This window comes from Woodsholea maritima DSM 17123 (assembly GCF_000382325.1).
Lineage (GTDB): Bacteria > Pseudomonadota > Alphaproteobacteria > Caulobacterales > Maricaulaceae > Woodsholea > Woodsholea maritima.
Genome location: NZ_KB908056.1, coordinates 1,050,599 through 1,075,220, shown reverse-complemented (window position 1 = coordinate 1,075,220; position 24,622 = coordinate 1,050,599). Strand labels below are relative to the sequence as shown.

The window sequence follows — 24,622 nt, the reverse complement described above, 5'->3', positions numbered from 1 at the left end:
TAGTTGTTAGACACCTACGGTCAAATCCAGACTGGCGAAACCTTCTTCACTCGAGGAGGTGAAGAAATAGCGATATTCAGGTCTTCCCGGAAGTCAGCACGATTCCGCGCACGAAGGTATCGACCACCTGCGAAACTGCGGCTTCGACATGTTCCTTGGACGGCTTTCTGACCCCTAAAGTAGCGGTGAGATGGACATCGCCGCGCACTGCACCCAGGAATTGCTCGGCAACGACCTGCGGATCGTCGATCTCGATCGCACCTTGATATTTCTGTTCGCGGAAGAAGGCGGCAAGATGCCGACTGGCGCGACCTGGGCCGTTTTCAAAGAACGCCCGTGCGAGTCCGGGAAAATGCTGCGCCTCGGAGATCATGGCGCGGTAAAGCGCAAGACCTTCAGGAGACAGCAGGACATTCAGATAATCGATACCCATCTTGAGAAGCGCGTCCGACAAATCCTTGTTGTCCAGGGTGGGACTCAGGGCGGTAAGCACGCGGTTTGACACGTCGAAGATGATTGCTTCGAACAGCGATTCCTTGTTGCGAAAATGGTTGTACAGCGTCCGCTTTGAACCTCCGATCCTGGCGTGAACCTGATCCATGCTGGCGCGACCATATCCCTCGTTTAGAAAGATATCGGTCGCAACGGCAAGGATTTCGCCTCTCTTGTCCGCTTTGCCAACCGCGCGTGGAGCATCGAACGATCGCGCCATTTTTTGCCTCCCTGATACCTCCCCTGAGTGGGCGCTTGACTGGTACGGTACCATATCGTATCTGTCAACGGTACGATATCGTACCAAGCACGAAGGCTTCACGGCCACAATTGCTCAACAAGTCAAAGTCCAGCGAGGTTTGTTCGCGGCTTCAATGCATTCGTTTCGACCTGTGTAGCGCCGCCAAGTGTTGCTGCATTTCACTCAATTAAGATGGAGAATCAACGATGTCACCGGTTCTGAACAGCCCGCCAAGGATCGTCTCACGGCAATCCAATCGAAAACGTATTTTGGGTGGGAACGATACCGTCAAAATTGCGATCGTTCAGAAATCGCATCCTTACCTGGATCGGGACGGAACGCTTGAAATAGCTTGCGAGGCAATCTTGGAAGCAGGCCAAAACGGTGCCCAGCTTGTGGTTTTCCCGGAGAATTGGCTTGCCGGATATCCCTACTGGTCTCCCGGCTGGAATACCGATGGAGCTAGGTTTCGCCAAGCCTATGCCGACTGGCATGACGCCGCCATCATGGCTGGCACAGAAGACACGGAACGCCTCGGCGCGGCTGCTCTAAAAGCGGGGGTTTATGTAGCGATAGGTTGCAATGAGATGGACCCACGGGTGGAGTCAGACCAGATTTTTAGCTCCGTAATGTTGTTTGAGCCCAGCGGAAAGCATACTGGCACCCATAGAAAAATCATGCCCACTTTTCAGGAAAAAATGTTTTGGGGCATGGGAGATGCAAACGATCTGAAAGTTTTCCCTACGGATATCGGTAATATTGGGATCTTGATCTGTGGCGAACACTCGATGACGCCTCTGCGCGCCGCCCTCATCGCCCAACGTGAAGATTTTCATGTTTCTGTCTGGCATGGATCCTTTCACCTCAACAAGGGACCAACACTTGTCGAAGACGATCAAGACCAGAGCAATTTTATAGGTGTTCCTCTCTCTCGATCCTATGCAATTGAGTCTGGCGCGTTTGTAGCCATGGCCTGTACCTATCTTGACCCCGCAGATATCCCAGACGATCAACCTCTGGCCAAAGGCGATCCGGATTTCAGGAACTTCAACCATTCCAATGGCGGCAGTACAGTTTTCAACCCGATGGGGATGGCAATGACCGAGCCGCTCATCAATGCACCAGGTATCATCTATGCAGATTGCCCCGCCTGGATGCGGAAGACACGAGCTGCCATCCTCGATACATTCGGCCATTACGCTCGTCCCGATCTTGTCCAGGTTCTCGTGCGCAAGCCCGGTATGGGCGGCTGGCGAATTGCGGGGCCGGAGCGGCAACAACTCGACACAAGAAACCTTGACGCGCTTCATGTCGCTGCCGAAATCAATGATGTAGATCCGGAGCTAATTTTGGCACAGATTGAACTGGAATAAGTGAACGAAATGGAAGCGTTGGGAATCCTGCTCCATACTTTCGAACTGGTATGGAGCAGGCCGGTTTTCTTAGTTTACCGCCGGAAGGGGATTGTTGATCACTGCTATTGAGATTAAATCGTGTCTGAAGTTCGAAAGCAGAACATTTGTTGTTTGGACTAGGTCGTTTGTGAACGACCTTGTTCTTTATACTTTCCGTCCTTGATCACCCTCAATGCGCCCCGACGAATTAAAATCGAGGCATACTATCCCTGGTGGTACGCAGTCGAAAATTGGCCGCCAAATTGGAAAACCGATTTGCATACCATCTATGACCACTTGCCTTGTCCGGCAAATTGCACCTACTCGCCGAATTCTGATCGAAAACACGAACCCTGCAGTTTCAGAAAATGAGCGGCCGCAGAAACTGAGGCTGCAACCAATGCCTTTCGTCTACATTCTTCATGCTCAACGCGATAAAAGTGAAGTCAGAACGAGTTGAGCTCGTTCCTTGACATCGACTTTCGGCAAAATGGTTGTTGTGTATTGAAGTTTACGGAAGGCGTTGAGCAAACGTTGGTATTCGCGAACACCTTCCTCGAAATCTTGATGTCTTTCGCCGTCAGTTCGGTAAATTTCTGGCCAGGGTGGCACCAGAAAGACTTGCTGATGGAAGCGCGGCTGCTTGTTGAGCGTTCTGGAGACGGGAATCCCAGTCGCATGTTCCAATGCAACCGCCGCATCGACAAGCCCGCGATCATAGAAAACTAATCCCCTCGCATTTTTAACGCGCTCATGATCTGAAGCGGCCATCTCGATAGCGCGCCGCGCGAATGCCTCCAGATCAACCCAGGGAAGTGCCCGTCCCCCACGGAGTATTTCTTCTGCAACGATCCTTCTTCCGGGTTCCTCTACTGTCTCATAACCCCGCCTTTGTAACTCGGCGAGCAGCGTTGATTTTCCACCACCGGAACAGCCGGACAATATAACGTGATACCTCTCGGAATTGTTCTGCATTTACTCTCTTCTAGCATTTGCGCGTACAAATAGTGTTATTGTCCGCCGTGTTTGAACCCATTTGGAAATAGCGGTGGGAAGATGAGATGCTTTATAATCCCACACCTGCTATTTTTTGCGCGCCCAGAACGCAAGCGGTGTATACGCGACGCCTTTTCATCACAGGCGCAAGGTTGGGCTGCAACGGCTGCGCCTACCGCAGCACAAGATAAATCCCGAGGCAAAATAGCACCCAGAGAAAGGTGGTTCGGAATAAAGTCGGGTTGGTTCGCCGCCGAATAATCGCGCCGACCCACATCCCTCCGAACGCACATATCACAGCGACGAGCGATGCGAGGCTGAACACTGCTGGAGCGTGATGCGAAATGGATAAGTTGATCGCCAAAGAAATTGTCGAAACCGTAAACGACATCCCCATGACCTGAATGAGCTCGTTCTGATTGAGATCCAGTGACTGGAGGTAAGGAACGACCGGCACGGATGACACGCCTGTGGCGGCCGTGGCAGCACCCGTCAGCCCGCCAATCACGGGCCCGAGCCATCGTTGGGTATCTGAGCGGATTTTGACTGCCATTTTCCGCAAGGCGCTGGCCGCGTACAAGATCAGCACCACGCCAAGTAAAGTGATCGCGGCATCACCGTTTCCATGCGCAAGCCAACCCGTGCCGAGGACGGTCACAAGAGCCGCTACCACCAAAAGAGGCCAAAACCGTCGCAGGAGGCTCAGAAGGGCTGTCCCGCTGACCGCCTGCCAGAGATTTGTCAGTAGCGACGGAACGACCAAAAGGGACGCCGCTTCGACCGGCGGCATTGCAAGAACAAGGATCGCCATGGCGATCGGTGGAAGCCCGAGACCAACGCCGCCCTTGACAATTCCTGCTACTGCAAATGCCAAGGCAATTAGCAAGAGAACCGAGACAGAACTACTGGTTTGCCATGCGCTCACAATCGGTCCGCCAATTTGACCAGACAAAAACTGATCGCGGAGAAGCCCGCGAAAGCGAGGACAAGCGGAACACTGGAACCGCTATAAAAGCTGCCGATCAATATCGCCAGAGGTACGGATACAAAGGTGGTGACAGCCCCCACCACAGACGCCCCGGTTCCAGCGACTGCGCCTAGCGAGCGCATCGCAAGCGCGTTCAGATTACTGACGAGAAGGCCAAAGCAGAATAACATAATCGCAAGATAAAGGCTGAGCTCGGTCAAGGATTCCTTGCGCCCCATCGCAAGTGTCGCGGCGGCCATGACAACTGAGGAAGAACACATAACGACAACGCCGATCGTGGCTAAGCGTTCGACACCAAGTCTCACCACCAGACGCCCGTTGAGAAATGACGCCAAGGCCAGGCTGAGTGACATCAGCGCGAAGAACAGCGGGTAGCGGGACCCGAGGCCATGTTGCACCTCGAACAATTGCTGCGACATGTTGAGATAGGCAATAAATGCACCAGACACGACACCGAGCGCACCGGCGTACAGCATCGCAGGACCGTTTCTGAGTACGGTGCCGAAATTGAACACGAGACGCTGGAACGACAGCGGCGTGCGCGCATCTGTGGGGTGCGTTTCCACTAATCTCGTGTTGAGCCATATGAGCATTGTCAGCGCTCCCACCCCGAACAAGACAAAGAGGGCACGCCATCCAGCCAATCGTATGACGCCCTGGCCAAGATAGGGCGACACTGTTGGAACAAGCGCAAAAATGACCATGATAAAGGACATGGTTCGCGCCATCATCGCACCTTCATAACGGTCACGGACAATGGCAACCGTAACCACGCGTGGCGCGCCCAAGCCGACGCCCTGAATAACTTGCCCCGCAATGAACCCCCAGAACGAGCTGCTAAAATACGACAGTAGGGCTCCGCCCAAAAAAATGAGCAAGCCGATGTTTAACGACAACTTTCGTCCGATACTGTCCGACCAAGCGCCGAACAGGATCTGTCCGAATGCGAGCCCGATGTAAAGCAAGGCAACTGCCAGACCAATCCTGTTCGGATCGGGCAGGTTAAAGTGTCCGGTCATGTGCGAGAACGCTGGGAGGATCATATTGATGGCCAGCGCCACCAGAGCCATAAGCATTGCGTTCAGAGCGATAAACTCCAGTCCCGATATATCTTTCGCACGTGACATTTTTCACCTTCAAGCCGATTGGACGGATTGAGGTATTTTGGGGATGTTCAGGTTCTGAACTAGTCGGAATAACGGAAGAACTTTATGTCCTGCATGTCCGGAATTTAGACCGGTAGATCAACAGTCAGATATTTCGCGATGAAGTCTAGAAAGACCTTGAGCTTCTTCGGCATCAGCTTTCGGTCGGGATAGAGGGCGTAAAGCGGGCGGGAGGGCATGGTATAATCAGCCAGCACTTCGACAAGACGGCCTGCCGCAATGTCGTTGTCCGCTATGAAATTTGGCAAGCGGGCGATCCCGAGACCCTGTAGAGCGGCGTCCCTTACGACCTCGCCACTATCGGATCTGAAATTGCCGCTGACGGGAACCTCGATATTGCTGTCATCTTTAGCAAAGGACCAAACGTCCTTGTTGTGGCGGTGCGTATAGATCAGGCAGTTGTGCGCGGCCAGACCTGCCGGATCGTCCGGCACTCCCTTCTCTTCGCAATAGGCCGGCGATGCACAAACTATGCTACCGAGTTCGAGAAGCTTGCGGGCGATATAAGACTCGGCCTGCACCGGGCGTGCCGTGAAGGCGACATCGAGCCCCCGAGACAGAAGGTCGGGCGTATCGTCGCTGAGCGAAAGGTCCAGAGTGATCGATGGATAGCGCTTAAGAAACTCCGGCATGAGATTGGACAGGTGCAGTTTTCCAAAACTCATCGGCGCATGAACGCGCAACGTACCCTGCGGTTGCGACTGCAAGCTGGTTGCCGCATCCAGGGCCCGGTTTGCATGAATGACGGACAATCGCGCCTCGGCTAGATATCGCGCTCCTGCCTCCGTCAACATGAGCGATCTGGTTGTTCTTTGTAAGAGCTTTACACCAAGGTGAGCCTCGAGCCTGTTGATCCGCTTACTGACCGCCGATGCCGATATCTTTAGCCGTTCGGACGCGCCAGCGAAGCTCATCTCTTCGGCCACTGTCACGAAGGTTTCCAAATCGGATGTCTGCATCGCCAGTCCATACTTATCTGTCGGTTCCACCTTGTGTATCTCGAGGCTTTGCTAAGTATACCGTAGCGGTTAAGGCTAGAAGAACGATGCTGGCCAATGGCAGCGTCCGAGCGCCGGTTTCGGCAATTGTCACACCTCCGATGAACGTCCCGACGGTCAGACCGGCATTGCCCAAAGAGATGAAGAGGCTATTGGCGAATTCCGGCGCCTCGGACGCAGAGCCATTGACCAGTTGTTGTCCCAGCAAAAAACCGGTCGAGTGCACCGTGCCCCAAATTATGATCAAAACGACAACCGCAGGGGTGACATGGGCTAGCCCATAGATCAGTGCAAAGGTCAGGCAGAGGATCAACACGAACCCGGTTACCAGCCGGTTCAGATGTTTGTCGACAAAGCGGCCGGCGGCAAGTGTGCCCAGAAACCCGGCGGCGCCGAAAATAAAAAGCATCAACCCGATCATCGATCCTTCCATTCCGCCAGCGACGGCGAGATATTCCGCGAAGTAGCTATAGATGCAGAATGTCGACGCCATGATCAAAAACAGCACCGCCAGGCTCCACCAGAGCTTGAGCTTTTTGAGCACCCAGATTTGAGTGCGAAACGTCAGCCGACGAGTGGCGGCAAATGACGGCACAAACAGAAGAAGGGCGATCAGGGCGACGCTGTTCAGGCCCGCAAACAGGATGAAGCCGGCCTGCCATCCGTGTGATACGGATACAAACGACACCATGGGCACGCCAAGGACCGTCCCGGCGCTCAATCCCGCAAAGATGACGGAAACCGCCTTACCACTATCTTCTTCCGCGACGGTTGAGCTTGCGGCCGCCATGGCGAACGACCAAAAGACCGGATGGAAGAAAGCGGGAAGGATACGAAAAAACAGCAGCCAGCCAAAGCTTTCACAGAACAATGACAGAAGGTTGGAACCGGCAAAAATGGCGAGCACTAGGGAAAGGCTCAGCTTGCGGTCAAATCTTGAAAACGCCAACGTCATCCAGGGGCCGGTGATCGCAATGGTCAATGCAAACCCGCCGAGAAGCCACCCGGCCGCGCTAATCGATACATCGAACGCTTCGGCCAACTGAGGCAATATCCCGATGATGCCGAACTCGGTCGTGATAAGGGAGAATGCTCCGAATGCGAGAACGAATACGCTGAAGGGCATGTGTTGATCTTTCTTGCAAGTTGGCCAGCAATGAGTTGACGTAGGCGAGCGGACGCATTTCGGTGTGGAACCGGCAATGGAATTTCAGGATTGGCGGTATGGGTTGGCGGCTCCGCCGGACCTTATGGAGCCGCTGGCATCGTCACCCCTGCTGCCGGGATCAGCATTCAGTTTGCATCGTGAAAAATAATACCCAATGTGTGCCGCATGCCGCTGCGCAGGCGGCTGACGCCGTGACGCATGTTGACGCGATAAGTGCCCTTCGTTCCTTTGACGGGCCGGTTGCGCACGGCGAAAATGACGGCGTCTCCCTGCCGTAAGGGCATTACCTCGGCGCGGCTCTGCATCCTGGGCCGCTGTTCGGTCAGAACGAACTCTCCACCAGCGAAATCCTTGCCGGGTTGGGAAAGCAGCACTGCCATTTGCAGCGGGAACAACAAATCACCATAGACGTCCTGGTGCAGACAGTTGAAATCCCCCTCGACATATTGCAGCAACAATGGTGTGGGCCTGAGCTGCCCCGCATTGTGGCATTGCTCCAGATAGGCGCGGTGCACTTCCGGGAAACGGGTGTCGATCCCCATCCGCTCGTTCCAATCATTGGCGATCGGGACCAGGAGCGGATAGATTTTTTCGCGCACCGTCGCGACGACAGCCGGGAGAGGGTAGTCGAAATACTTGTATTCGCCCTTTCCGAACCCATGCCGAGCCATGTGAATCCGGCTCCGAAATTTCTCATCTTCTGGATAGAGCGCTGCAATCTCGGCACACGCCTCTTTGCTTAGGAGCGACGGGACCAAAGCACATCCGAACGATCCCAGATCATTTTTCAGAGCATCCGCGTCGATCTCGTCGATACGGGATTCAATCTGTGCGATTGTCATGCCGTTTGCTCCAGTTCAAGCAGCGCCCGCTTGCGCTCGATACCCCAACGATAACCGGATAGCCCGCCATCTGAACGAACCACCCGGTGACATGGAATGGCCACCGCGAGGGCATTGGCGCCGCAGGCTTGCGCAACGGCTCGGAAAGACGTTGGTGCGCCGATCGTCTCGGCAATTTCGCGATAGCTTGCGGTTTGCCCCGCGGGAATATCGCGAAGGGCCTGCCAGACCCGCTCCTGAAACGCCGTACCCTGAATATCGAGCGGCAGATCGAGACCGAGCCGGGGAGCATCAACAAAACCCACGACCCGCGCGACAAGCGCCTCAAAGGCTTCATCACCGCCAATAAGCTCGGCTTGCGGAAACATGGATTGAAGATCGTCCAGCAATTTCTCGGCGGTGTCACCGAGTAGGATGGCGCAAACGCCTTTTTGGCTGCAGGCCACCAGTACCGATCCCAACGAACACTCACCCACAGCGAACAGGATACGCATGTTCTGCCCGCCATTCTTGTAAGTTGAAGGGCTCATCCCAAGGGCTTGTGTTGCAATCTCATAAAAGCGGCTGCTGGAGCTGAAACCAGCGTCATACATCGCGGAGGTGACGGAGGGTGCGTCGCCGTTCAAGCTCTTTCTAACCTTTTGCATACGATGCGCCCGCGCATAGGCTTTCGGCGTCACGCCCGTCTGGGCTTTGAACAGTCGATGAAAATGAAACACGCTGAGGCCGCATGACTTTGCGAGCGCCTCCAGACCTGGCTCTTCTTCGGCTTCTTCGATGGCCCGGCAGGTGGCTGCAATTTTTGCGGCCATAACCACATCGGGTGCCGTTTCGTCTGGCTTGCAGCGTTTGCAAGCGCGATAGCCTGCCTCCTGCGCCTCGACGGAACTGTCGAAAAACTCAACATTTTTTTCATTCGGGCGCCGCGAGGGGCAGTCCGGCCGACAGTAAACGCCGGTGGTCTTCACCGCGTAGATGAATGGGGGCAATGAGCTTGCATCGCGCGCCAGAACCGCCTGCCATCTGGCAGCGTTCTGTGACTTATCAGGTTCGTGTTTCATGCCATGGTCTTCCAAGATTTGTGTCATGGCCCAATCTAGCGCCCGAGCCTGTTCCAAAAACTCCGGTTCTTGTGATCAAACCACTTTGCGGAAGGTCAGATTGATCCGTTGTTTACCGAACGCTGGATGCTCACCTGTTTTCAGGGTGTTGACGCCATGGTAGCAAAGCCTCGACGGCCCGCCCCAAACGACAACATCGCCATGTTCCAAGGTGTATTTTTTCACTGCATCTTTCCGCTTTAAGCCCCCGAATAGGAAACTGGCGGGCAGACCAAGCGAGACAGAGACAATCGGCTGAGTGAAATCGGCTTCGTTGCGGTCCTGATGCAATGACAGTTTCGAACCGGGCAGATAGCGGTTTATGAGACACGCATCCGGCTGGAACCCCGAATATCCCGCAGCCACCGCCGCCTCTGTCGCAATCTTGAGAAACGAGGCTGGCATCTCGGGCCAGGACCGGTTGGACAGCGGATCAACCGGGTCGTACCGATAGCCAGTCTTATCCGAAACCCAGCCAAACTTGCCGCAATTGGTCATCGCGACGGACATCCTGTGCCCGCCCGGCGTGATCATGTGGCGAAAGGGTGAGGCCGCTTGAATGGAATTCAGAAATGATAGGATATCGGCGCCTAAACCCAGTGCAAAACCCGGAAGCAGGACGGCCCCTTCAGCCAGGATCACCGTCGGCTTGGGAAGGAAATCAAAGAAGCTCTCTTGCATGGATTTGGTTTCCCGCAGACGACCCTCGGATCTTAACTCCCGCGCCAACATCCAAGCAGCCCGTTTCTTGCGCATTTAAGTAATGAGCCGGGGGGGCGAAGAACCCCCGGCTCTTTCTGTGCCAGCCAGGCGCTTACACCAGACGACTGGAAATGCCGCCATCGGCATTGACATGGCTGCCGGTTACGAAGCTGGCGCGATCGGACAGCAGGAACAGAGCCGACTGGGCGATCTCTTTTGCTTCCCCCATCCGTTTCAGCGGGTGCAGACTATCCAAGAATTTATGTATCTCAGGATCGTCACCCGACATGGCGGTCTTGATGCTGCCGGGCAGAAGCGCATTGACACGGATCCCGTTCGGTCCGTGCTCGCCGGCGAGAGATAACGTCATGCCGATCACACCTGCTTTCGACGCCGCATAGGCGGCCATGCCCGGCATCCCGGAATTCGAGAAGCCCACGAAGGACGATGTGAAGACGATCGACCCGCCGCCCCGCTTTTCCATCGCCGGGATCTGATACTTGGCGTTGAAATATGCGCTTGTCAGATTGGTGGCGATGACATTGTGCCAGTTGGCATTGTCCATCTTGGGAACAGATACCATCTCGCCGACGATGCCTGCATTGTTGAAGGCGCCGTCAAGACCGCCGAACTCGCTCTCCGCCATATCGACCAGGGCCTGAGAATAGTCCTCATCCGTAACGTCACCGGCGAGGACAGCGGCATTGCCACCGTTCTGCCTGATTTGATCGGCGAGCGCCTCCAGCTCGGCCTTGCGCCGCGCGCCCAGAACGACATTCGCTCCCTCTTCAGCGAAGAGCAAGGCCGCCGCAGCGCCGATGCCGCTGCTCGCGCCGGTAATGATGATCGTCTTGTCTTTCAATTCCATCGTGTATCTCCTGCATTGCGATGCAGGAGATATCGCAGGAACCGACGCGCCGAACACTCCGGTTCTTGCGGTGGATGTTTTTGCCCAGGCGCTGGATCCTCTTCTCGAAATGTCACGGCCCGGCCGAGAATAAAAAGCAGGCTCAACAGAGATCGTTCGACCACAATGATCATGCGCAGCAAGCATCTCTCTGCATTCCATCCGCTGCAGGTGCGCAACACGCACCCATTGCCGTTGTTCCCTCACAGCAGCCGCTCGTGGCGGCGCCCGACGATTGGGCCCTGTGTGCCGGTTTGCAGACCGCTGCGGTGGCACGAAGTGTGATAAAAACGCTTTTGTCTCTGGCGATTGGTTGGCCTAATTCCATAAGCTGTAGCCCGACGTTTTTCGGGGCGAATTCGACCATGACAGAGCCATCCGCAAGCGCAGAAAGCCTGGTGAGGCTTTGTTCCAAAATTCCGACAAATTTTCCGACCCGCATATGGGCATCGCCGGCGCCGTCTAGTAGCTGGAGCCGCGCCTCCGACCACCTCTCGACAGTTCCGCCACAATCGATCCCGGTCGATTCAGAATGCCGTAATTCCGTCACATGGTAGCTGGCGCCGATTGGTTCCCCGTTAGCCTCGAACACCAGGGCGGAATCGGCGTGGAGTGCTTTCAATTCGGATAGAAGATCTGCAAGGGTCATTGTTACACTCTTTCATTTCAATGAATCTTGAATTAACTTCGCATGGGTCAAAGAATAATTCAAGAGGTGTTGAAATATGAAGGAGGAGGAGGCTGCGACGGTCTTTCAGGCGCTTTCGAATGCGGATCGGTTGAGGATTATCCGGATTTTGGTCGCGTCCGGACCCGAAGGGCTTAGCGCTACTGAAATCGCTGAGAAAGTGGGTGCCAGCCCATCACGAACTTCGTTTCACCTTGCAGGACTGACGGAAGCCGGACTTATTCAGCGTGAACGGCAATCGCGCAGCCTTATCTACACGGTGGATTTTGTACGGCTCGGGGGCTTGGTGACATTCTTGCTAGACGATTGCTGCAACAAAAGCCCGAAGCTCCGCGCCTGTTGTTCCTGAACTCTGGGAGGTCTCGGGGTAGAGGGCTTCAATTCGGTGCGTCGTCCCTGTTTCGGTATCTCAAACAGCCGTCGGTACGATCAATGAGGCGTGCTCATGTCAATCCACTATTTCGACCCGGTGAACAAAGACCCTTTTTGAAGGAGTGGTACAGCGCCGAAGGTGGCGCTGTACCATTTTCCTTATTCCGCGGCGCGGGCTTTGCTAGGCGTCCAAGCAAATGGTTTGAACGGTTCGTCAAGCGGTGTGTCGGCCAAATGGTTAGTGTAGTTGGACAGTACTTTCTGCGCCAGGCCAACAAGGACGTCCAAGATCGCGCGCGGCTCGAAACCGGCATCCAGGAAGGTTTGAACCTCCGCAGGCGACGGATTGCCGTTTTTGCGCACTAGGATCAGCGTGAACTGGCGCAACACCTCCAGGCGCGGATCGTCAAGTGGACGCTCCTCTCGAAGCGCATTGACGATGGCGTCGTCAACCCCTTGTGACTTGGCGATCGCCGTATGCGCCGGCACGCAATAGTGGCAGCGATTTTCCACATTGATCGTCATCCACACGACATTGCGCTCGTCCACCGAGAGCGCCGTTTGTTCAAACATTTCATGTAGTTTGTAGTAGGAGGCCAGCAGTTCAGGCGAGGACGCCATGACCTGATAGAGGCCCGGCAACATGCCATAATCCTTGATGGATTGTTCCAGCATGCCTTTTGCCGCCGCAGGCGCGGTGTCGACAGTGTGAAGCGTGAATACACTCATGTGAGAGGTCCTTTTGATGGTGGTTCTGGGTTCGACAGGCCGAGCGCGAAAGCTGAGCCTTGGAACAGAGCTATTTATGTCTGCCTATTCATAAATTGGACGTGAGACTTTCGTGTCTCGCTTGGAGCCTTTTCTTGTTATGTCAGAAGAGAGAGAAACGCGTCATGCGCGGTGCGCGAAATGCCGGGGTCGCGTCGCGCCACCGCTTGCAGCATGGCGCCCTGACCGGCGGAAACCGCCAACCGGGCAAGCGCCTCGGACGGTAGTGCGGTCGTTAACTCGTTATTGTCCTGAGCGCGCCGGAAAGCCTGGGTGAAGGCGTTCATTAGGCAAGCATCGCCGCGCCGTAGCACGTCTTGCATTTCCGGATTGTCGCCAAGTTCAGCCGTGGTGCGCACCAAAAGGCATCCGCGTCCGCCGCCCGAGGACACATCCGCTTCCCATGCGTCAAATACAGCCCGCACGTTCTGCATCACGGGCAGATCACGGGCGAGCAGTGCCGCAGCCTTTTCAACGCGCTTGTCGATGTAATGCGCCATGGCCAGGCGAAAGAGGCTGATCTTCTCCCCGAACACATAGGACAAGCTTTGCCGATGCAGCCCGGTCGCCTTCTCCAGATCGGTATAGGTGGTGCCGTCAAACCCGCCCTGCCAGAATGCCTGCATCGCCGCGTCAAGCGCGACGTCCTTGTCAAAGCTTCGAGGGCGTCCTGAATTTACCATGACTCATTTATGCACCATCATTCATAAATGAGTCAAGCCGCACTTCTTGGGTCGATAACACCATCGTCAAGGCTCTTAAGGCAGTCGTTCTCGGCCGAGGCAAACTGTCCACAAAATTGCCTGAAAACACTTGTCTATTAAGTCAAAATGGAAGCTGTATTTTCAATATGATCTGGAGATTTGGTGCCGCAACAAGACGCGCAATTCTGCCTTGCTTGTCGCCGCGCCAGACCAATAAATCTGCGAAGCGCGGGGTTGTCGTTTTCCGGGCGCCAGCTCAGTGATAAGGGTACGCACTCTTCTTCATGACCAATTGGCGCCAGTGAGACGTTTGGATATCTGGCTCCAAGTGCGTGGTCACAAACGAGCGTCACGCCAAATCCCAAGCCAACCAGGTTCATGATACCCTCGCGACATATATGATGTCGTGTAATTGAGACCCCGCGCCCGAATTCAGTCACCTGACGGACGATGTAGTCGTGGAGTTCTGACCCGGAATCTCGGGCGCTAACGACGAACTTCTCATTCACTACATCCGCCCACCTTAGTCGGCCAACTGAAGCTAATGAGCTGTTGCCTGCGACAGCCAAATAGACCGGCGTATAAGCCAGAACCAAATGGTCACTGGTCTGACAAGGAGAGGCTCCGATTGCTATGACGGCGTCGATTTCACGGTGTCCCAACATCGTCATCATTTGGCGCCGCCCACATTCGACAAAACTCAGATGCACGGCGGGGTGGGATTTGGCGAAGGCCTCTATCAACGCGCGTTGCGATCCGTTGGAGAGCGAGAACATCGTGCCGATGCGAAGTTCTCCATCACCCGCGATGGCATTAGACTGAGCGCGTGTCACGCCGGCTTTCAGATTGTCATAGATCGTGCTCGCACAGTCGACGAACTCGCTTCCTGCAGCTGTCAAACGTGCGCCTGTTGGCTGCCGCTCGAAGAGCGAAACACCAAGCAGATTTTCAAGCTTCTGAACTCGTCTCGATACCGCCGATTGGCCAATTTCCAAGTGTTTCCCGGCCTTTCTGAAGCTGCATTCCTCTGCGACAGTCAGAAGCACCTCCAGGTCCCGAACATCTACCTGCCGGACAATATGAACTAAACTAATCTCTTTCATAGCGACAGGTTTTCCGCCGCCACTTCCGCGTGACAGGCTGAGCGTGGCAACGGGGAAGTCGCCATGCGAAACCATCGACGGCTTCCATCAATTGATATCTATCCGCCCGAAAGCCGGTGGGTGAAGGGCGCTTCTTCATTCTTTACGCCATTCGTAAGGATGCGTTGAGGAAAGCGGATTCTCGACAAATGCGCTCAGTCCCTCCCTCAGACTTTCCACATCGCCCCCAAAGGCGATCAGGATGAAGGCTGCGGCAAGCGAAACGTTCTTTAGGAAATCCCAGAAAACCGGCATCGCCTTGCTGTCGGCGCGGAAAGCAAAGTCACCTAAATCCCAAAATCGTTTGTAAAACAGTGCGGTGATCACGCAGAAACCGGTCAGGGCGATCGCGCCCAATCGGTCCGCCATTCCGGTAACAACTGCCAAGGATGCAAGGACCTTCAGCAGCAAGGCGCCGCCCGCCATTGCCGATGCGGTCCCATCCTGCACGCGGATGGATTTCACATACGCTTTCATGCCCTTGAAATCGACAACTACGTAAAAGGCGCTGAACAGAAACACAGCGACCAGTATGAACCGAAGGCCAAACACGATCAGGGTCTCCGCTAGCATCAACCGTTGCTCCCTTGATCGTCGGAACATCCGTACGGCTGCATCAACACTGTCGCCACGCGCGCCTCCACGTCTTCAACCAACGCATCGAAACACGCACCTGCACGCGCCCTGACGGCCTGACCTGCCATGAAATCCAGAAGGAGCCGCGCACGCACCTTCGGCGATGGTGCACTTGCAAGCTCGCCCTTGATGATGGCGGTTGCAAAGCGCGCGGCGATCTTCGCTTCCAGCATTGTGAAGGACTGCGCGATGATCTGCTGAACATCCGCCATTTCTTCAGCGGCGGTTGTTGCGCAACAGACCAGAAGGCACCCCGAAGGGTGTGCGGCAGAAGTGTTGTTCATCGCCGACACCAAAAGAAAGGCGCGGACGGCACGAGTCAGATCCGCCTCGTCCTCGAAGGCTTGCAAAGCCTCGGCGGTTATCGTGTCTTCGTATGTTTGGAGCGTTCTGAGAAAGAGCGTTTTCTTGTCCTTGAACGTCCGATAAAGACCAGGCCTTGACGCCCCAGCGGCTGCGACGAGGCTGTCCAGTGATGCGCCGTCATATCCATGTTTCCAGAACACATCCATCGCGCCAGCAAGCGCACTCTGCTGATCAATAGATGGCGGCCGGCCGCGCCCACGTTTGATTGAAGACGCCGCAGCGTCGCTAGGCTTCTCGGACACGTGATCGCCCTCGCGTACTGGATATGCGAATAGGATGGCATTAATGTAACTATTCAGTACGAAAATAGCAACGGGCTAATCGCATATGAATCAGGATACGCGCGAAAGTGGTGATCTTTGAGGCTGGTGAATGTCGATCGAATATGATGCGGTCGCTGATGATAGAAGAGTGGTGAGGCCATTGAGCACTCGACGAATACTCGGCCGTTAAGGTGGAAGCCTGCACGATTGTGTTTCCAACCAAGGCAGCCAATTGCCCGAAGCGCCGGTGCCGATGAGGACATTTTACTCGTTGCCAAGTACAAACTCAGCGCCGAGCTCTGATGACTAAAGCTTCAGATCAATCCCATCCGCAGAGACAAAGATACAAAAATGTTGGGTTACGGTGTCGCCGGCTTCTTTCTACCGGCTCCCAAGGAATAAAGGCACGAGTATGCAATCTGCGTGGCAGAGTATGATATTGATAAATATGGGTAAATGGCGCACCCGACAGGATTCGAACCTGTGGCCTTCGCCTTCGGAGGGCGACGCTCTATCCAGCTGAGCTACGGGTGCATACCGTTCGCGAGATGCTTACGCCATGCTTACGCGAGATTTTCGTCGGTCTAAAGGGCGAACCCGACATTCACCCAAACCGTTGTTTAGTCACTTCTTTCTTCCAACACCTTTTGCCATCGCCAGACTTGACATCTGCCTTCGGAGGGCAACGCTCTATCCAGCTGAGCTATGGGTGCGTGAAGAGGGATCTTTCTTACAAGGCTCAAGCCAGTGTGGCAATCCTGAGAAGCTGCTCAATTATACCTTCAAATCCGTACCGAATTGGGGTAAACTTAAGATAAAGTTCGCGTCATTCGTTTTTTTCTTGCCATAGGCTAGGCAGGGCCCTATCGTTCACTATATGATTTCAGCGAATGGGGCGCCTCATGGATGTAAATGCGCGTGGTACGCTTTTACTCATCGAAGATGATGATGCAGACGCCTTGGTGTCTGAAACTATTTTCGCGCAGAATCTACCTGAAATGACGTTTAAGCGGTTGAAAAACTATTCAACCGCAGAGTCCTATTTTGCGCGGCTGAAGCGCAATTTTGACACCCCAGCACCCGCCTGCGTCTTGCTGGACCTACGCTTAGGCGATGGCGATGGTGAGGCACTGTTAGACCTGATGGTCGACCATCCCCGGTTAAAAGACACTATTGTGATCGTGCTGTCCGGGGATAGCTCAAATCCGCGCCGCGATCTTGATCGACCCGGCGTTGCCTGTCGCATGGAAAAACCGGATACACTAGGCGCATATAAGCGTTTGTTAGAAACCATCAGCACGCTCATGCATGCCACTCAGCTCTCTACAACGCCTACATCGGCCCGATCGAGCGACAACGCCCAACACCATCAACCGGCCGCTTAGTCCCGCTTAGTCCTTACCAAGCCAGGCTTTAGTCCGTCGGCGGACCATCATCGCCGCCCTGCTGATCTGTGCCATCATCGCCGCGGAGCCGGCGCGTTGCGATCCCTGGAGCGAGCCCCTCCGCCACATAATCGTGACGTTCGCGATCGAGATGACTGCCGATCAAAACGCGATAAATCACAACGCTAAAAACCGCACCGACAATGGCAAGTATGACAAAAAGCACCCATGCCCCTTGCGAGACCGGCTTCAGGATAGAGAGCGCAAACAGGCACGCCGCAAAAAACAGCGCAGCCAAAGTAATGGCACCTAAGTGTCTGAAAAAAATCATCATGAATTGAGTTTACCATAAGCAAACTCACGCTAGAAGGGTTTTCGAATGTTAACCTGTCAAAATCGACCTAGCCGGCATTCGCGCGATTATAGGTGAGGGACAAGAAGACATCTTCCAGATTGGCTTCTTCGGTGCGTAAATCCTGAATGCGCGCGCCGGATGCATTAAAGCGTTCGATCATGTGCGCGACAGAGGCATGACCGAAGCGATAGGTGATCGCCAAGGCACCATCGCGAATTTCCGCATCAAAGTCTTCAAACCCTGCGGGCACTTCACTCAAAGGCACGACCGGCTCAATCACCAAGGTTTTGCGGTCAACACGCTTTAAAAGCTCGTCTTTAGGCTCACAGGCCACAACCTGGCCCTGATCAATGATGGCGATATCATCGCACAGCTCTTGAGCTTCTTCGAGATAATGGGTGGTCAGCACAATCGTCGTGCCGCGCTTATTCAGCTCCACCACATACTCCCACATCTGGCGGCGTAGCTCGATATCCACCCCGGCGGTCGGCTCATCGAGCACCAAGATCGGTGGATTATGAACCAAGGCTTTGGCAACCAAGAGACGGCGCTTCATGCCGCCCGAGAGCCCACGCACATAGGCATTGCGCTTATCGGTGAGGCCGACGGCCGCCAAGATCTCATCTGAGCGGCGCTCTGATTTAGGGACGCCATAAAATCCAGCGATCAATTCCAAAGTCTCATAGGGTGTGAAAAACACATCCATATTGATTTCCTGAGGCACAATCCCAATCGCGGCGCGGGCCTGGCGCGGATGAGTATCAATATTCATGCCCCAGATTTTAGCCTCGCCTTCGGTTTTCTTGACCAGACCGGCAAAGATATTGATGAAGGTGGACTTCCCAGCCCCATTTGGCCCCAAGAGACCAAAAATCGAACCGGTTCGGACTTTCAGATCAACACCCTTAAGCGCCTGCTTTGGCTCGCGTTTTTTGGAGCCGGGATAGGTTTTTTTAAGGCTACAAGCCTCTAAAGCAAATTCAGGCACCAGGCGGGAGCGGGCGTCAGGGGACATTAGAGCCTCGTAGTCTAAGGGCGGATCGGTGCGCAGCGGGCCAAGCCAACACATACCCGCCATGTTGACGCGCATGGGCCAGACACCGTAAAGACATTTCACTGTTACTTAGGAAGCATGATCGGCGACGTCTAGTTTTTTCCATCGGGAATTAACACGCGCCGCATGTCACGACAGCGACGCCTTAAGCTTTGACCGGTTTAACTTTTAGGACGATGCCTTCATGTCTACCTTGGCCACCCCATCTGCGCCTGAACCTGAAATCGTGATTGTTGACAGCCATCGCGTCAAATGTGACGGCGATGACAGCGCGCTGGGCCATCCACGAGTGTTTTTAGAAATGGGCGGCGAAGATTTCGTTGAATGCCCCTATTGCGATCGCCGCTTTGTCATGCGCGGCTCGGCGCACGATCCAAACGCCTAAATCTATACATCTTAGGAGCGATTATGGCCGATAGCACGCCTCCCAAGACGGCTTCGGTGATGCGGCCCTGGCCGCTGCTTATCGGCCTGATCCTCGCCCTTTCTATCCAGCTTATCCCCCTGCCCGAGGGAGTTAGCCGCGAAGCCTGGCTGGTGGCATCCCTTGGCGTTTTGATGGCCGTCTGGTGGGCCAGCGAAGCCATTCCCATCGCGGCCACGGCCCTGATCCCGCTCGCGATTTTCCCGCTTTTAGGCCTGACCTCCATGCGAGCGGTCGCCTCGCCCTATGCCTCCCCCACGGTGATGTTGTTGCTGGGCGGGTTTATCCTCGCCTTAGGGATTGAGCGCTGGAATTTGCACGCACGCATTGCGCTGAATATCGTGGCCGCCTTTGGTGCGCGCCCCGGCGCGATGGTCTTGGGCTTTATGGTGGCTTCGGCGGCGCTTTCCATGTGGATCTCCAACACCGCCACGACCTTGATGATGATCCCCATCGCCATGAAAGTGGCCGAAGCCCTCGATAAGAAAGGCATTTCAGCGCGCCTGATCGCGCCCGCACTCGCGTTGGGAATTGCCTATGCCTGCTCCATCGGGGGTGTCGCGACGCCGGTCGGAACGCCAACCAATCTGATTGGCATGGCCTATCTGGAAAACACCTTCCAGCGCACGATTGATTTTCCGACCTGGATGCTGATCGGGATTCCGTGTACAGCCCTGATCGTCCCGGCCATCTGGTTTATCCTGACCCGCATGGTCTTCACCCTGCCCAAGGCGGAAAACAATCCCGCCGGTCACGCCATTATTCTGGCCGAGCGTGACGCCCTGGGGCCAATCTCAACCCCAGAATGGCGCATGGCGCTGACCTTTGGCTTTATCGCGGTTTTGTGGATGGGCCAGCCGATCTGGAATGATCTGCTGGGTCAGCTCTCTCAAATCCTCTCCCTGGGGGTCACCTTCAGCGTCTCCAATGCCCAGATTGCCATGCTGGGCGCGCTGATGATCTTCCTGATCCCAGCGGGGGCCAAAACGCAAGACAAGCCCACATGGGGGGTTTTACCCCTGATGGACTGGGCCTCGACCGCGCGCTTACCCTGGAATGTGCTGATCCTCTTTGGTGGCGGGCTATCGCTGGCCGCCGCCTTGCAATCAACCGGGCTTGCCGATTGGCTGGGCTCCAACCTCACCCTCTTCAGCGCGCTTCCCATGCCTGTGCTGGTCTTTATCCTCGCCGTGATCGTCGTCTTCCTGACGGAGCTAACCAGCAATGTCGCCACCGTGTCGGCCTTCTTGCCGGTGCTGGGCGCTTTGGCAGGGGCCGCTGGCGTACCGGCGGAGATCTTAATTGTGACCGTGGCCATCTCGGCCAGCTGTGCCTTTATGTTGCCGGTTGCCACCGCACCCAATGCGATTGTCTATGCCAGCGGAGAAGTCACGATGGGCCAGATGATCCGCGCGGGCCTGCGCATCAATCTGGTCGCTGCCCCGATCATTGCTGTGATCGTCAGCGTCATCGGCCCCTTGGTCTTTTAAGACTCACCCCGTGCAGTCAAATTGAGCAAATTGCGCGCTCATCTGGCCCTTGACATCGCCCGGCTGCAAGATGGAGAGGATGCAGGACTGAAGCGCAACCGTTTCGCCCGGCGTCCCGACTTGGCCGGGCACCTCAAAGCTCACCGTGTTTTGGGCAAAGCTGCGATTGAGGCTGCGTAAGAGCGCATAATCTTCTGGATCAGCGTTCTGACAGACCACGCTGGCGCTCGCGCCTTCGCTGGGAAGGAAGCTGACCGCTTCGCAATCGACCGCATGGCCGCCAATCATCAAGCTGGTGATCAGGCCCAGCGTCTCTAATGCGTTTTCCATCGGTCTATCCCCTCTTTTGACCTCAATTTTTCCCACCTTAAAAACAAATCATGACAAGCGCGCGGCAAACCGCCCCATGCGTTGATCTTTTGTCAGGCAAAGTGTCACCAGCGCTCAGCTTGGCCATTGCCCGCGCCCGGCCAAGCACACTAAGTTAACGCCAAACTCGCCCGCCGCTATTTACGATATAAGGACTTCTCATGGCCGTCACCCGCGCGATTGATGACAAAGCTCACGTCTATCTGGTTGATGGGTCAGGGTATATTTTCCGGGCTTACCATGCACTACCGCCACTGACGCGCTCTGACGGCACGCCCGTCGGTGCGGTACAAGGGTTTTGCAATATGCTCTGGAAGCTGTTGGAAGACCTCAAAGGCGCGGACGAGCCTAGCCATCTCGCGGTGATTTTTGACGCCAAGGGCGACACGTTTCGCAATGAAATTTATCCCGCCTATAAGGCCAATCGCCCGCCCGCCCCAGAAGATCTGGTTCCGCAATTTGCCCTGATCCGCGAAGCGACCCGCGCCTTTGACCTGCCGTGTATTGAGTTGGAGGGGTATGAGGCCGATGACATCATCGCGACCTATGCCTGTCAGGCCCGTGCCCAGGGCGCGCGCGTCACGATTGTGTCTTCCGATAAAGACTTGATGCAATTGGTCGATGATCGCATCACCTTGCTGGACACCATGAAGAATAAGCGCTCTGGCCCCGATGAGGTGCGTGAGAAATTCGGCGTCGGCCCAAACCGAGTGATTGATGTGCAATCGCTGGCCGGCGATAGCGTAGATAATGTGCCCGGCGTACCAGGAATTGGCATTAAGACCGCCGCGCAATTGATCGAGACCTATGGCGATCTGGAGGGCCTGTTATCGCACCTGGATGAGATTAAACAGCCCAAACGCCGCGAAAAACTGATGGAGCATGCCGAGGATGCGCGCGTTTCACGCCAGCTCGTCACCTTAAAGCAAGATGTCCCTTTAAGTGAGGGATTAGAGGCATTCGGCGCGGCCGATCCCCATCCCGACAATCTGCTGCCCTTCATGAAAGCGATGGAGTTTCGCACGCTGACCCGCCGGGTTCAGGACATGCTGGGCGATGACGCCCCGGTTGAGGCCGATAACCCCGAAGCCCCGATTGATCGCAGCGCCTATGAGACCGTTCAGGATGAAGCCGCGTTAGAAACCTGGATCGCAGCGGCGAAAGCGGCCCATATCATTGCGGTCGATACCGAAACCGATGCCTTATCGGCGACAAGCGCGGGCCTCGTCGGTATTTCGCTGGCCACTGCGCCCGGTAAGGCCTGTTATATTCCGCTCGATCATTTGGGCGGCGATCTGGCCGATGGCGGTGGGCGTCCCACCCAGATTGATCGCGATCGCGCCCTTGCCTTGTTAAAGCCGCTGCTTGAAGATCCTTCGGTCTTGAAAGTCGGGCAGAATTTCAAATACGACCTCTCGGTCTTTGCCCGTTATGGCGTCAAGGTTGCGCCCTATCATGACACCATGCTGATCAGCTATGTCCTGGAAGGGGGCCTTCACAATCATGGCATGGATGAGCTGTCCGAGCTGCATCTGGGCCATAAGCCGATGAGCTTCAAAGAGGTATGCGGCACGGGCAAGTCGCAGAAAACCTTTGGCGAGGTGGATCTCAAAACCGCCACCGAATATGCCGCTGAAGATGCCGATGTCACCTTGCGGCTCTATGCGCTGCTTGCCCCGCGCCTTAGCCAGCAAGGTAAAACCCAGGTTTATGAAAGCCTGGAACGGGCCATGCCCCAGGTTTTGAGCACGATGGAGCTGGCCGGGATCAAGGTCGATGTGGCCCAGCTCTCGCGCTTATCGTCTGATTTCGCACAGAAAATGGCCGAAGCCGAAGATAAAGCCCATGACATTGCGGGCCATCCCTTCAATCTCGCCAGCCCCAAACAAATCGGCGATGTCTTGTTCGGGGAAATGGGTCTGCCGGGGGGTAAGAAAACCAAAACCGGGGCCTGGTCGACCGATGTCAAAGTGTTGGAAGAGCTGGCCGCGCAAGGCCATGATCTGCCCCAGGCTTTGATGGATTATCGCCAATTTGCCAAGCTGAAATCGACCTATTCGGACGCCTTGAAAGAGGCGATCAATCCGGCGACGGGCCGCGTCCATACCAGCTTCTCCCTCGCGGCGACGTCGACGGGGCGCCTTTCCAGTTCTGAGCCCAATTTGCAGAATATCCCGATCCGGACCGAGGAAGGGCGCAAAATCCGTGAAGCCTTCATCGCGGAAAAGGATCATATCCTGGTCGCGGCCGACTATTCCCAGATCGAGCTGCGCCTGCTGGCCCATATCGCCGATGTGGGTGCCTTAAAACAGGCCTTCCATGACGGCGTCGATATTCACGCCTTGACCGCCAGTGAAATGTTTGGCGTCGCGCTGGCCGATATGGATGGCGCGACACGGCGTAAAGCCAAGGCGATCAATTTCGGCATTATCTATGGCATTTCGGCCTTCGGTCTGGCAAATAATCTCAATATCGGGCGCGATGAAGCCAAGGCCTATATCGAGAGCTATTTCAAGAAATTCCCCGGCATCGCCGATTATATGGAGGCCAAAAAGGCCGAAGCCAAAGATCAGGGCTATGTCGAGACGATTTTTGGCCGACGCATCCATCTGCCGGGCATCAAGGATAAAAACGGCTCCATCCGCCAATTCGCTGAGCGCCAGGCGATCAACGCCCCGATCCAAGGCACCGCCGCCGACATTATCCGGCGCGCCATGATCGCCATGCCCGCCGCCTTGGACAATGCCGGGCTGAAATCGCGCATGTTGTTACAAGTTCACGATGAATTGGTGTTCGAAGCACCCGTGGACGAAGCAGACACCTTGATCAAAACCGTCAAGCGCGTGATGGAAAATGCACCCCTACCTGCCCAGGATATTTCCGTCCCCCTCGTCGTCGAAACCGGTACGGGCCAAACCTGGGGTGAGGCGCATTAGGAAGTAAAGTTTGTAAAAAGAATTTAGCTTGACCTGAATTCAACTCACCCCTAAGTCGTGAATGCAAACTCATGATAAGGGGTCGATCCATGATCAGACAATTTCTCCTCGCCACCTGCGCCTTTTTTGGCGCGTCAACGCTCGCTAGCGCCCAGGATTTAACGGCCTTTGACGGTCCCTATGCGGGGGCCAGCCTGGGCGCAGCCTCCTATGACCTGGAAGGTCTTGATGATAACGCCTCTGGATTCACCTTTGGTGGCTTTATCGGCTATCGCGCCCTTGTTTCAGACAATTGGGTCTTAGGCGGGGAAGCCTTTGCGCATACCGAAACCGCCGATGAGCGTTTCACCCTGCGCACCGCCGAGATTACAGTTGAGGCCGAGCATAGCTATGGCCTGGATGCGCATCTGGGCCGGGCCTATGGCCAAAATCTTTACTTTGCCAGCTTGGGTTATGGCTGGACGAAGTATAAAACCGAATATCCCGATCAACTCACCGGATCCTATAACGATACCGAAGGCGGCTGGCGCATCGGGCTGGGCTATGAGCGTGCCTTCACAACGCCCTGGTCCCTGCGGGTTCGCGGGATTTATCAAGATTATGACCGCGATGATCGCGCCCTTCGCGGTCATCTTGATCTCGCCTATCGGTTTTAAGAGCTAAACACGCGCACCCC

26 protein-coding genes and 1 tRNA gene are annotated in these 24,622 nt (G+C 55.4%); 7 read left to right on the top strand and 20 right to left on the bottom strand.

The window, feature by feature from the left end:
• Positions 1-76: 76 nt before the first annotated feature.
• Positions 77-712 carry a TetR/AcrR family transcriptional regulator gene (locus H151_RS0105145; protein WP_019960575.1) on the bottom strand — a complete coding sequence of 212 codons (636 nt, stop codon included), beginning with the start codon at positions 710-712 and terminating at the stop codon, positions 77-79.
• A gap of 227 nt (positions 713-939) precedes the next feature.
• Here H151_RS0105145 and H151_RS0105140 point away from each other — a divergent pair, with 227 nt between their 5' ends.
• Entirely contained in the window at positions 940-2,106 is a 1,167-nt protein-coding gene (locus H151_RS0105140) for a nitrilase-related carbon-nitrogen hydrolase (protein ID WP_019960574.1), read from the top strand.
• 447 nt (positions 2,107-2,553) lie between these two features.
• On the opposite strand, the gene H151_RS0105135 is transcribed toward H151_RS0105140, so the two are convergent.
• From H151_RS0105135 to H151_RS16885, 10 genes are all read right to left on the bottom strand, one after another.
• Complete coding sequence (locus H151_RS0105135; protein WP_019960573.1) at positions 2,554-3,102, bottom strand: AAA family ATPase; 549 nt, start codon at positions 3,100-3,102, stop codon at positions 2,554-2,556.
• A 193-nt stretch (positions 3,103-3,295) separates the two neighbouring features.
• Positions 3,296-4,048, bottom strand: a complete 753-nt coding sequence (locus H151_RS0105130) for a sulfite exporter TauE/SafE family protein (protein WP_019960572.1) — start codon at positions 4,046-4,048, stop codon at positions 3,296-3,298.
• Positions 4,045-5,238 carry an MFS transporter gene (locus H151_RS15510; protein ID WP_019960571.1) on the bottom strand — a complete coding sequence of 398 codons (1,194 nt, stop codon included), beginning with the start codon at positions 5,236-5,238 and terminating at the stop codon, positions 4,045-4,047. Before H151_RS15510 ends, H151_RS0105130 begins: the two co-directional genes overlap by 4 nt.
• A gap of 104 nt (positions 5,239-5,342) precedes the next feature.
• Entirely contained in the window at positions 5,343-6,236 is an 894-nt protein-coding gene (locus H151_RS0105120; RefSeq protein WP_019960570.1) for a LysR family transcriptional regulator, read from the bottom strand.
• A 13-nt stretch (positions 6,237-6,249) separates the two neighbouring features.
• On the bottom strand, positions 6,250-7,401 hold the full coding sequence (locus H151_RS15505; protein WP_019960569.1) for an MFS transporter: 1,152 nt from the start codon (positions 7,399-7,401) through the stop codon (positions 6,250-6,252).
• 167 nt (positions 7,402-7,568) lie between these two features.
• Positions 7,569-8,285 (bottom strand): 2OG-Fe(II) oxygenase, encoded by a 717-nt coding sequence (locus H151_RS0105110; RefSeq protein WP_019960568.1) that lies wholly within the window; start codon positions 8,283-8,285, stop codon positions 7,569-7,571.
• Positions 8,282-9,346, bottom strand: a complete 1,065-nt coding sequence (gene ada / locus H151_RS0105105; protein ID WP_026353835.1) for a bifunctional DNA-binding transcriptional regulator/O6-methylguanine-DNA methyltransferase Ada — start codon at positions 9,344-9,346, stop codon at positions 8,282-8,284. Before ada ends, H151_RS0105110 begins: the two co-directional genes overlap by 4 nt.
• 75 nt (positions 9,347-9,421) lie before the next feature.
• A complete protein-coding gene (gene alkB, locus H151_RS0105100) occupies positions 9,422-10,066 on the bottom strand; it encodes a DNA oxidative demethylase AlkB (protein ID WP_026353834.1) in 645 nt (214 codons plus the stop codon).
• A 133-nt stretch (positions 10,067-10,199) separates the two neighbouring features.
• Positions 10,200-10,955: an SDR family oxidoreductase gene (locus H151_RS0105095; RefSeq protein ID WP_019960565.1), complete on the bottom strand. Its 756-nt coding sequence runs from the start codon at positions 10,953-10,955 to the stop codon at positions 10,200-10,202.
• Positions 10,956-11,124: 169 nt separating this feature from the next.
• Positions 11,125-11,643 (bottom strand): DUF6428 family protein, encoded by a 519-nt coding sequence (locus H151_RS16885; protein WP_019960564.1) that lies wholly within the window; start codon positions 11,641-11,643, stop codon positions 11,125-11,127.
• A gap of 76 nt (positions 11,644-11,719) precedes the next feature.
• Here H151_RS16885 and H151_RS17875 point away from each other — a divergent pair, with 76 nt between their 5' ends.
• Positions 11,720-12,031, top strand: coding sequence for an ArsR/SmtB family transcription factor (locus H151_RS17875; RefSeq protein ID WP_019960563.1), 312 nt, complete (start codon positions 11,720-11,722; stop codon positions 12,029-12,031).
• A 182-nt stretch (positions 12,032-12,213) separates the two neighbouring features.
• Here the strand turns inward: H151_RS17875 and H151_RS0105080 are convergent, their stop codons facing one another.
• The 6 genes from H151_RS0105080 to H151_RS0105055 form a co-directional block, all read right to left on the bottom strand.
• The gene (locus H151_RS0105080; RefSeq protein ID WP_019960562.1) at positions 12,214-12,783 is read right to left on the bottom strand and encodes a carboxymuconolactone decarboxylase family protein; all 570 of its coding nucleotides are present in this window, start codon (positions 12,781-12,783) and stop codon (positions 12,214-12,216) included.
• Positions 12,784-12,920: 137 nt separating this feature from the next.
• Positions 12,921-13,505, bottom strand: a complete 585-nt coding sequence (locus tag H151_RS0105075; RefSeq protein WP_026353833.1) for a TetR/AcrR family transcriptional regulator — start codon at positions 13,503-13,505, stop codon at positions 12,921-12,923.
• A gap of 137 nt (positions 13,506-13,642) precedes the next feature.
• Positions 13,643-14,704: a LysR family transcriptional regulator gene (locus tag H151_RS0105070; RefSeq protein WP_019960560.1), complete on the bottom strand. Its 1,062-nt coding sequence runs from the start codon at positions 14,702-14,704 to the stop codon at positions 13,643-13,645.
• 60 nt (positions 14,705-14,764) lie between these two features.
• Complete coding sequence (locus tag H151_RS0105065) at positions 14,765-15,241, bottom strand: DoxX family membrane protein (protein ID WP_019960559.1); 477 nt, start codon at positions 15,239-15,241, stop codon at positions 14,765-14,767.
• Positions 15,241-15,912 carry a TetR/AcrR family transcriptional regulator gene (locus H151_RS16880; protein WP_156823366.1) on the bottom strand — a complete coding sequence of 224 codons (672 nt, stop codon included), beginning with the start codon at positions 15,910-15,912 and terminating at the stop codon, positions 15,241-15,243. Before H151_RS16880 ends, H151_RS0105065 begins: the two co-directional genes overlap by 1 nt.
• A gap of 478 nt (positions 15,913-16,390) precedes the next feature.
• A tRNA-Arg gene (locus H151_RS0105055) sits at positions 16,391-16,467 on the bottom strand.
• 368 nt (positions 16,468-16,835) lie between these two features.
• Here H151_RS0105055 and H151_RS0105050 point away from each other — a divergent pair.
• A complete protein-coding gene (locus tag H151_RS0105050; protein ID WP_019960557.1) occupies positions 16,836-17,318 on the top strand; it encodes a response regulator in 483 nt (160 codons plus the stop codon).
• Positions 17,319-17,346: 28 nt separating this feature from the next.
• Here the strand turns inward: H151_RS0105050 and H151_RS0105045 are convergent, their stop codons facing one another.
• Entirely contained in the window at positions 17,347-17,616 is a 270-nt protein-coding gene (locus tag H151_RS0105045) for a hypothetical protein (protein WP_156823365.1), read from the bottom strand.
• 103 nt (positions 17,617-17,719) lie between these two features.
• Complete coding sequence (locus tag H151_RS0105040; RefSeq protein ID WP_026353832.1) at positions 17,720-18,688, bottom strand: ABC transporter ATP-binding protein; 969 nt, start codon at positions 18,686-18,688, stop codon at positions 17,720-17,722.
• 223 nt (positions 18,689-18,911) lie between these two features.
• Between H151_RS0105040 and H151_RS0105035 the strand changes: the two genes are divergently transcribed.
• Together H151_RS0105035 and H151_RS0105030 are read left to right on the top strand one after the other, a co-directional pair.
• Complete coding sequence (locus H151_RS0105035) at positions 18,912-19,112, top strand: zinc-finger domain-containing protein (protein ID WP_019960554.1); 201 nt, start codon at positions 18,912-18,914, stop codon at positions 19,110-19,112.
• Positions 19,113-19,135: 23 nt separating this feature from the next.
• Entirely contained in the window at positions 19,136-20,641 is a 1,506-nt protein-coding gene (locus H151_RS0105030) for an SLC13 family permease (RefSeq protein WP_019960553.1), read from the top strand.
• Positions 20,642-20,644: 3 nt separating this feature from the next.
• On the opposite strand, the gene H151_RS0105025 is transcribed toward H151_RS0105030, so the two are convergent.
• A complete protein-coding gene (locus tag H151_RS0105025; protein WP_019960552.1) occupies positions 20,645-20,971 on the bottom strand; it encodes a hypothetical protein in 327 nt (108 codons plus the stop codon).
• 200 nt (positions 20,972-21,171) lie between these two features.
• Between H151_RS0105025 and polA the strand changes: the two genes are divergently transcribed.
• Positions 21,172-23,946, top strand: coding sequence for a DNA polymerase I (gene polA, locus H151_RS0105020; protein WP_019960551.1), 2,775 nt, complete (start codon positions 21,172-21,174; stop codon positions 23,944-23,946).
• A gap of 89 nt (positions 23,947-24,035) precedes the next feature.
• A complete protein-coding gene (locus tag H151_RS0105015) occupies positions 24,036-24,602 on the top strand; it encodes an outer membrane protein (RefSeq protein ID WP_019960550.1) in 567 nt (188 codons plus the stop codon).
• The last annotated feature ends 20 nt before the right edge of the window (positions 24,603-24,622 follow it).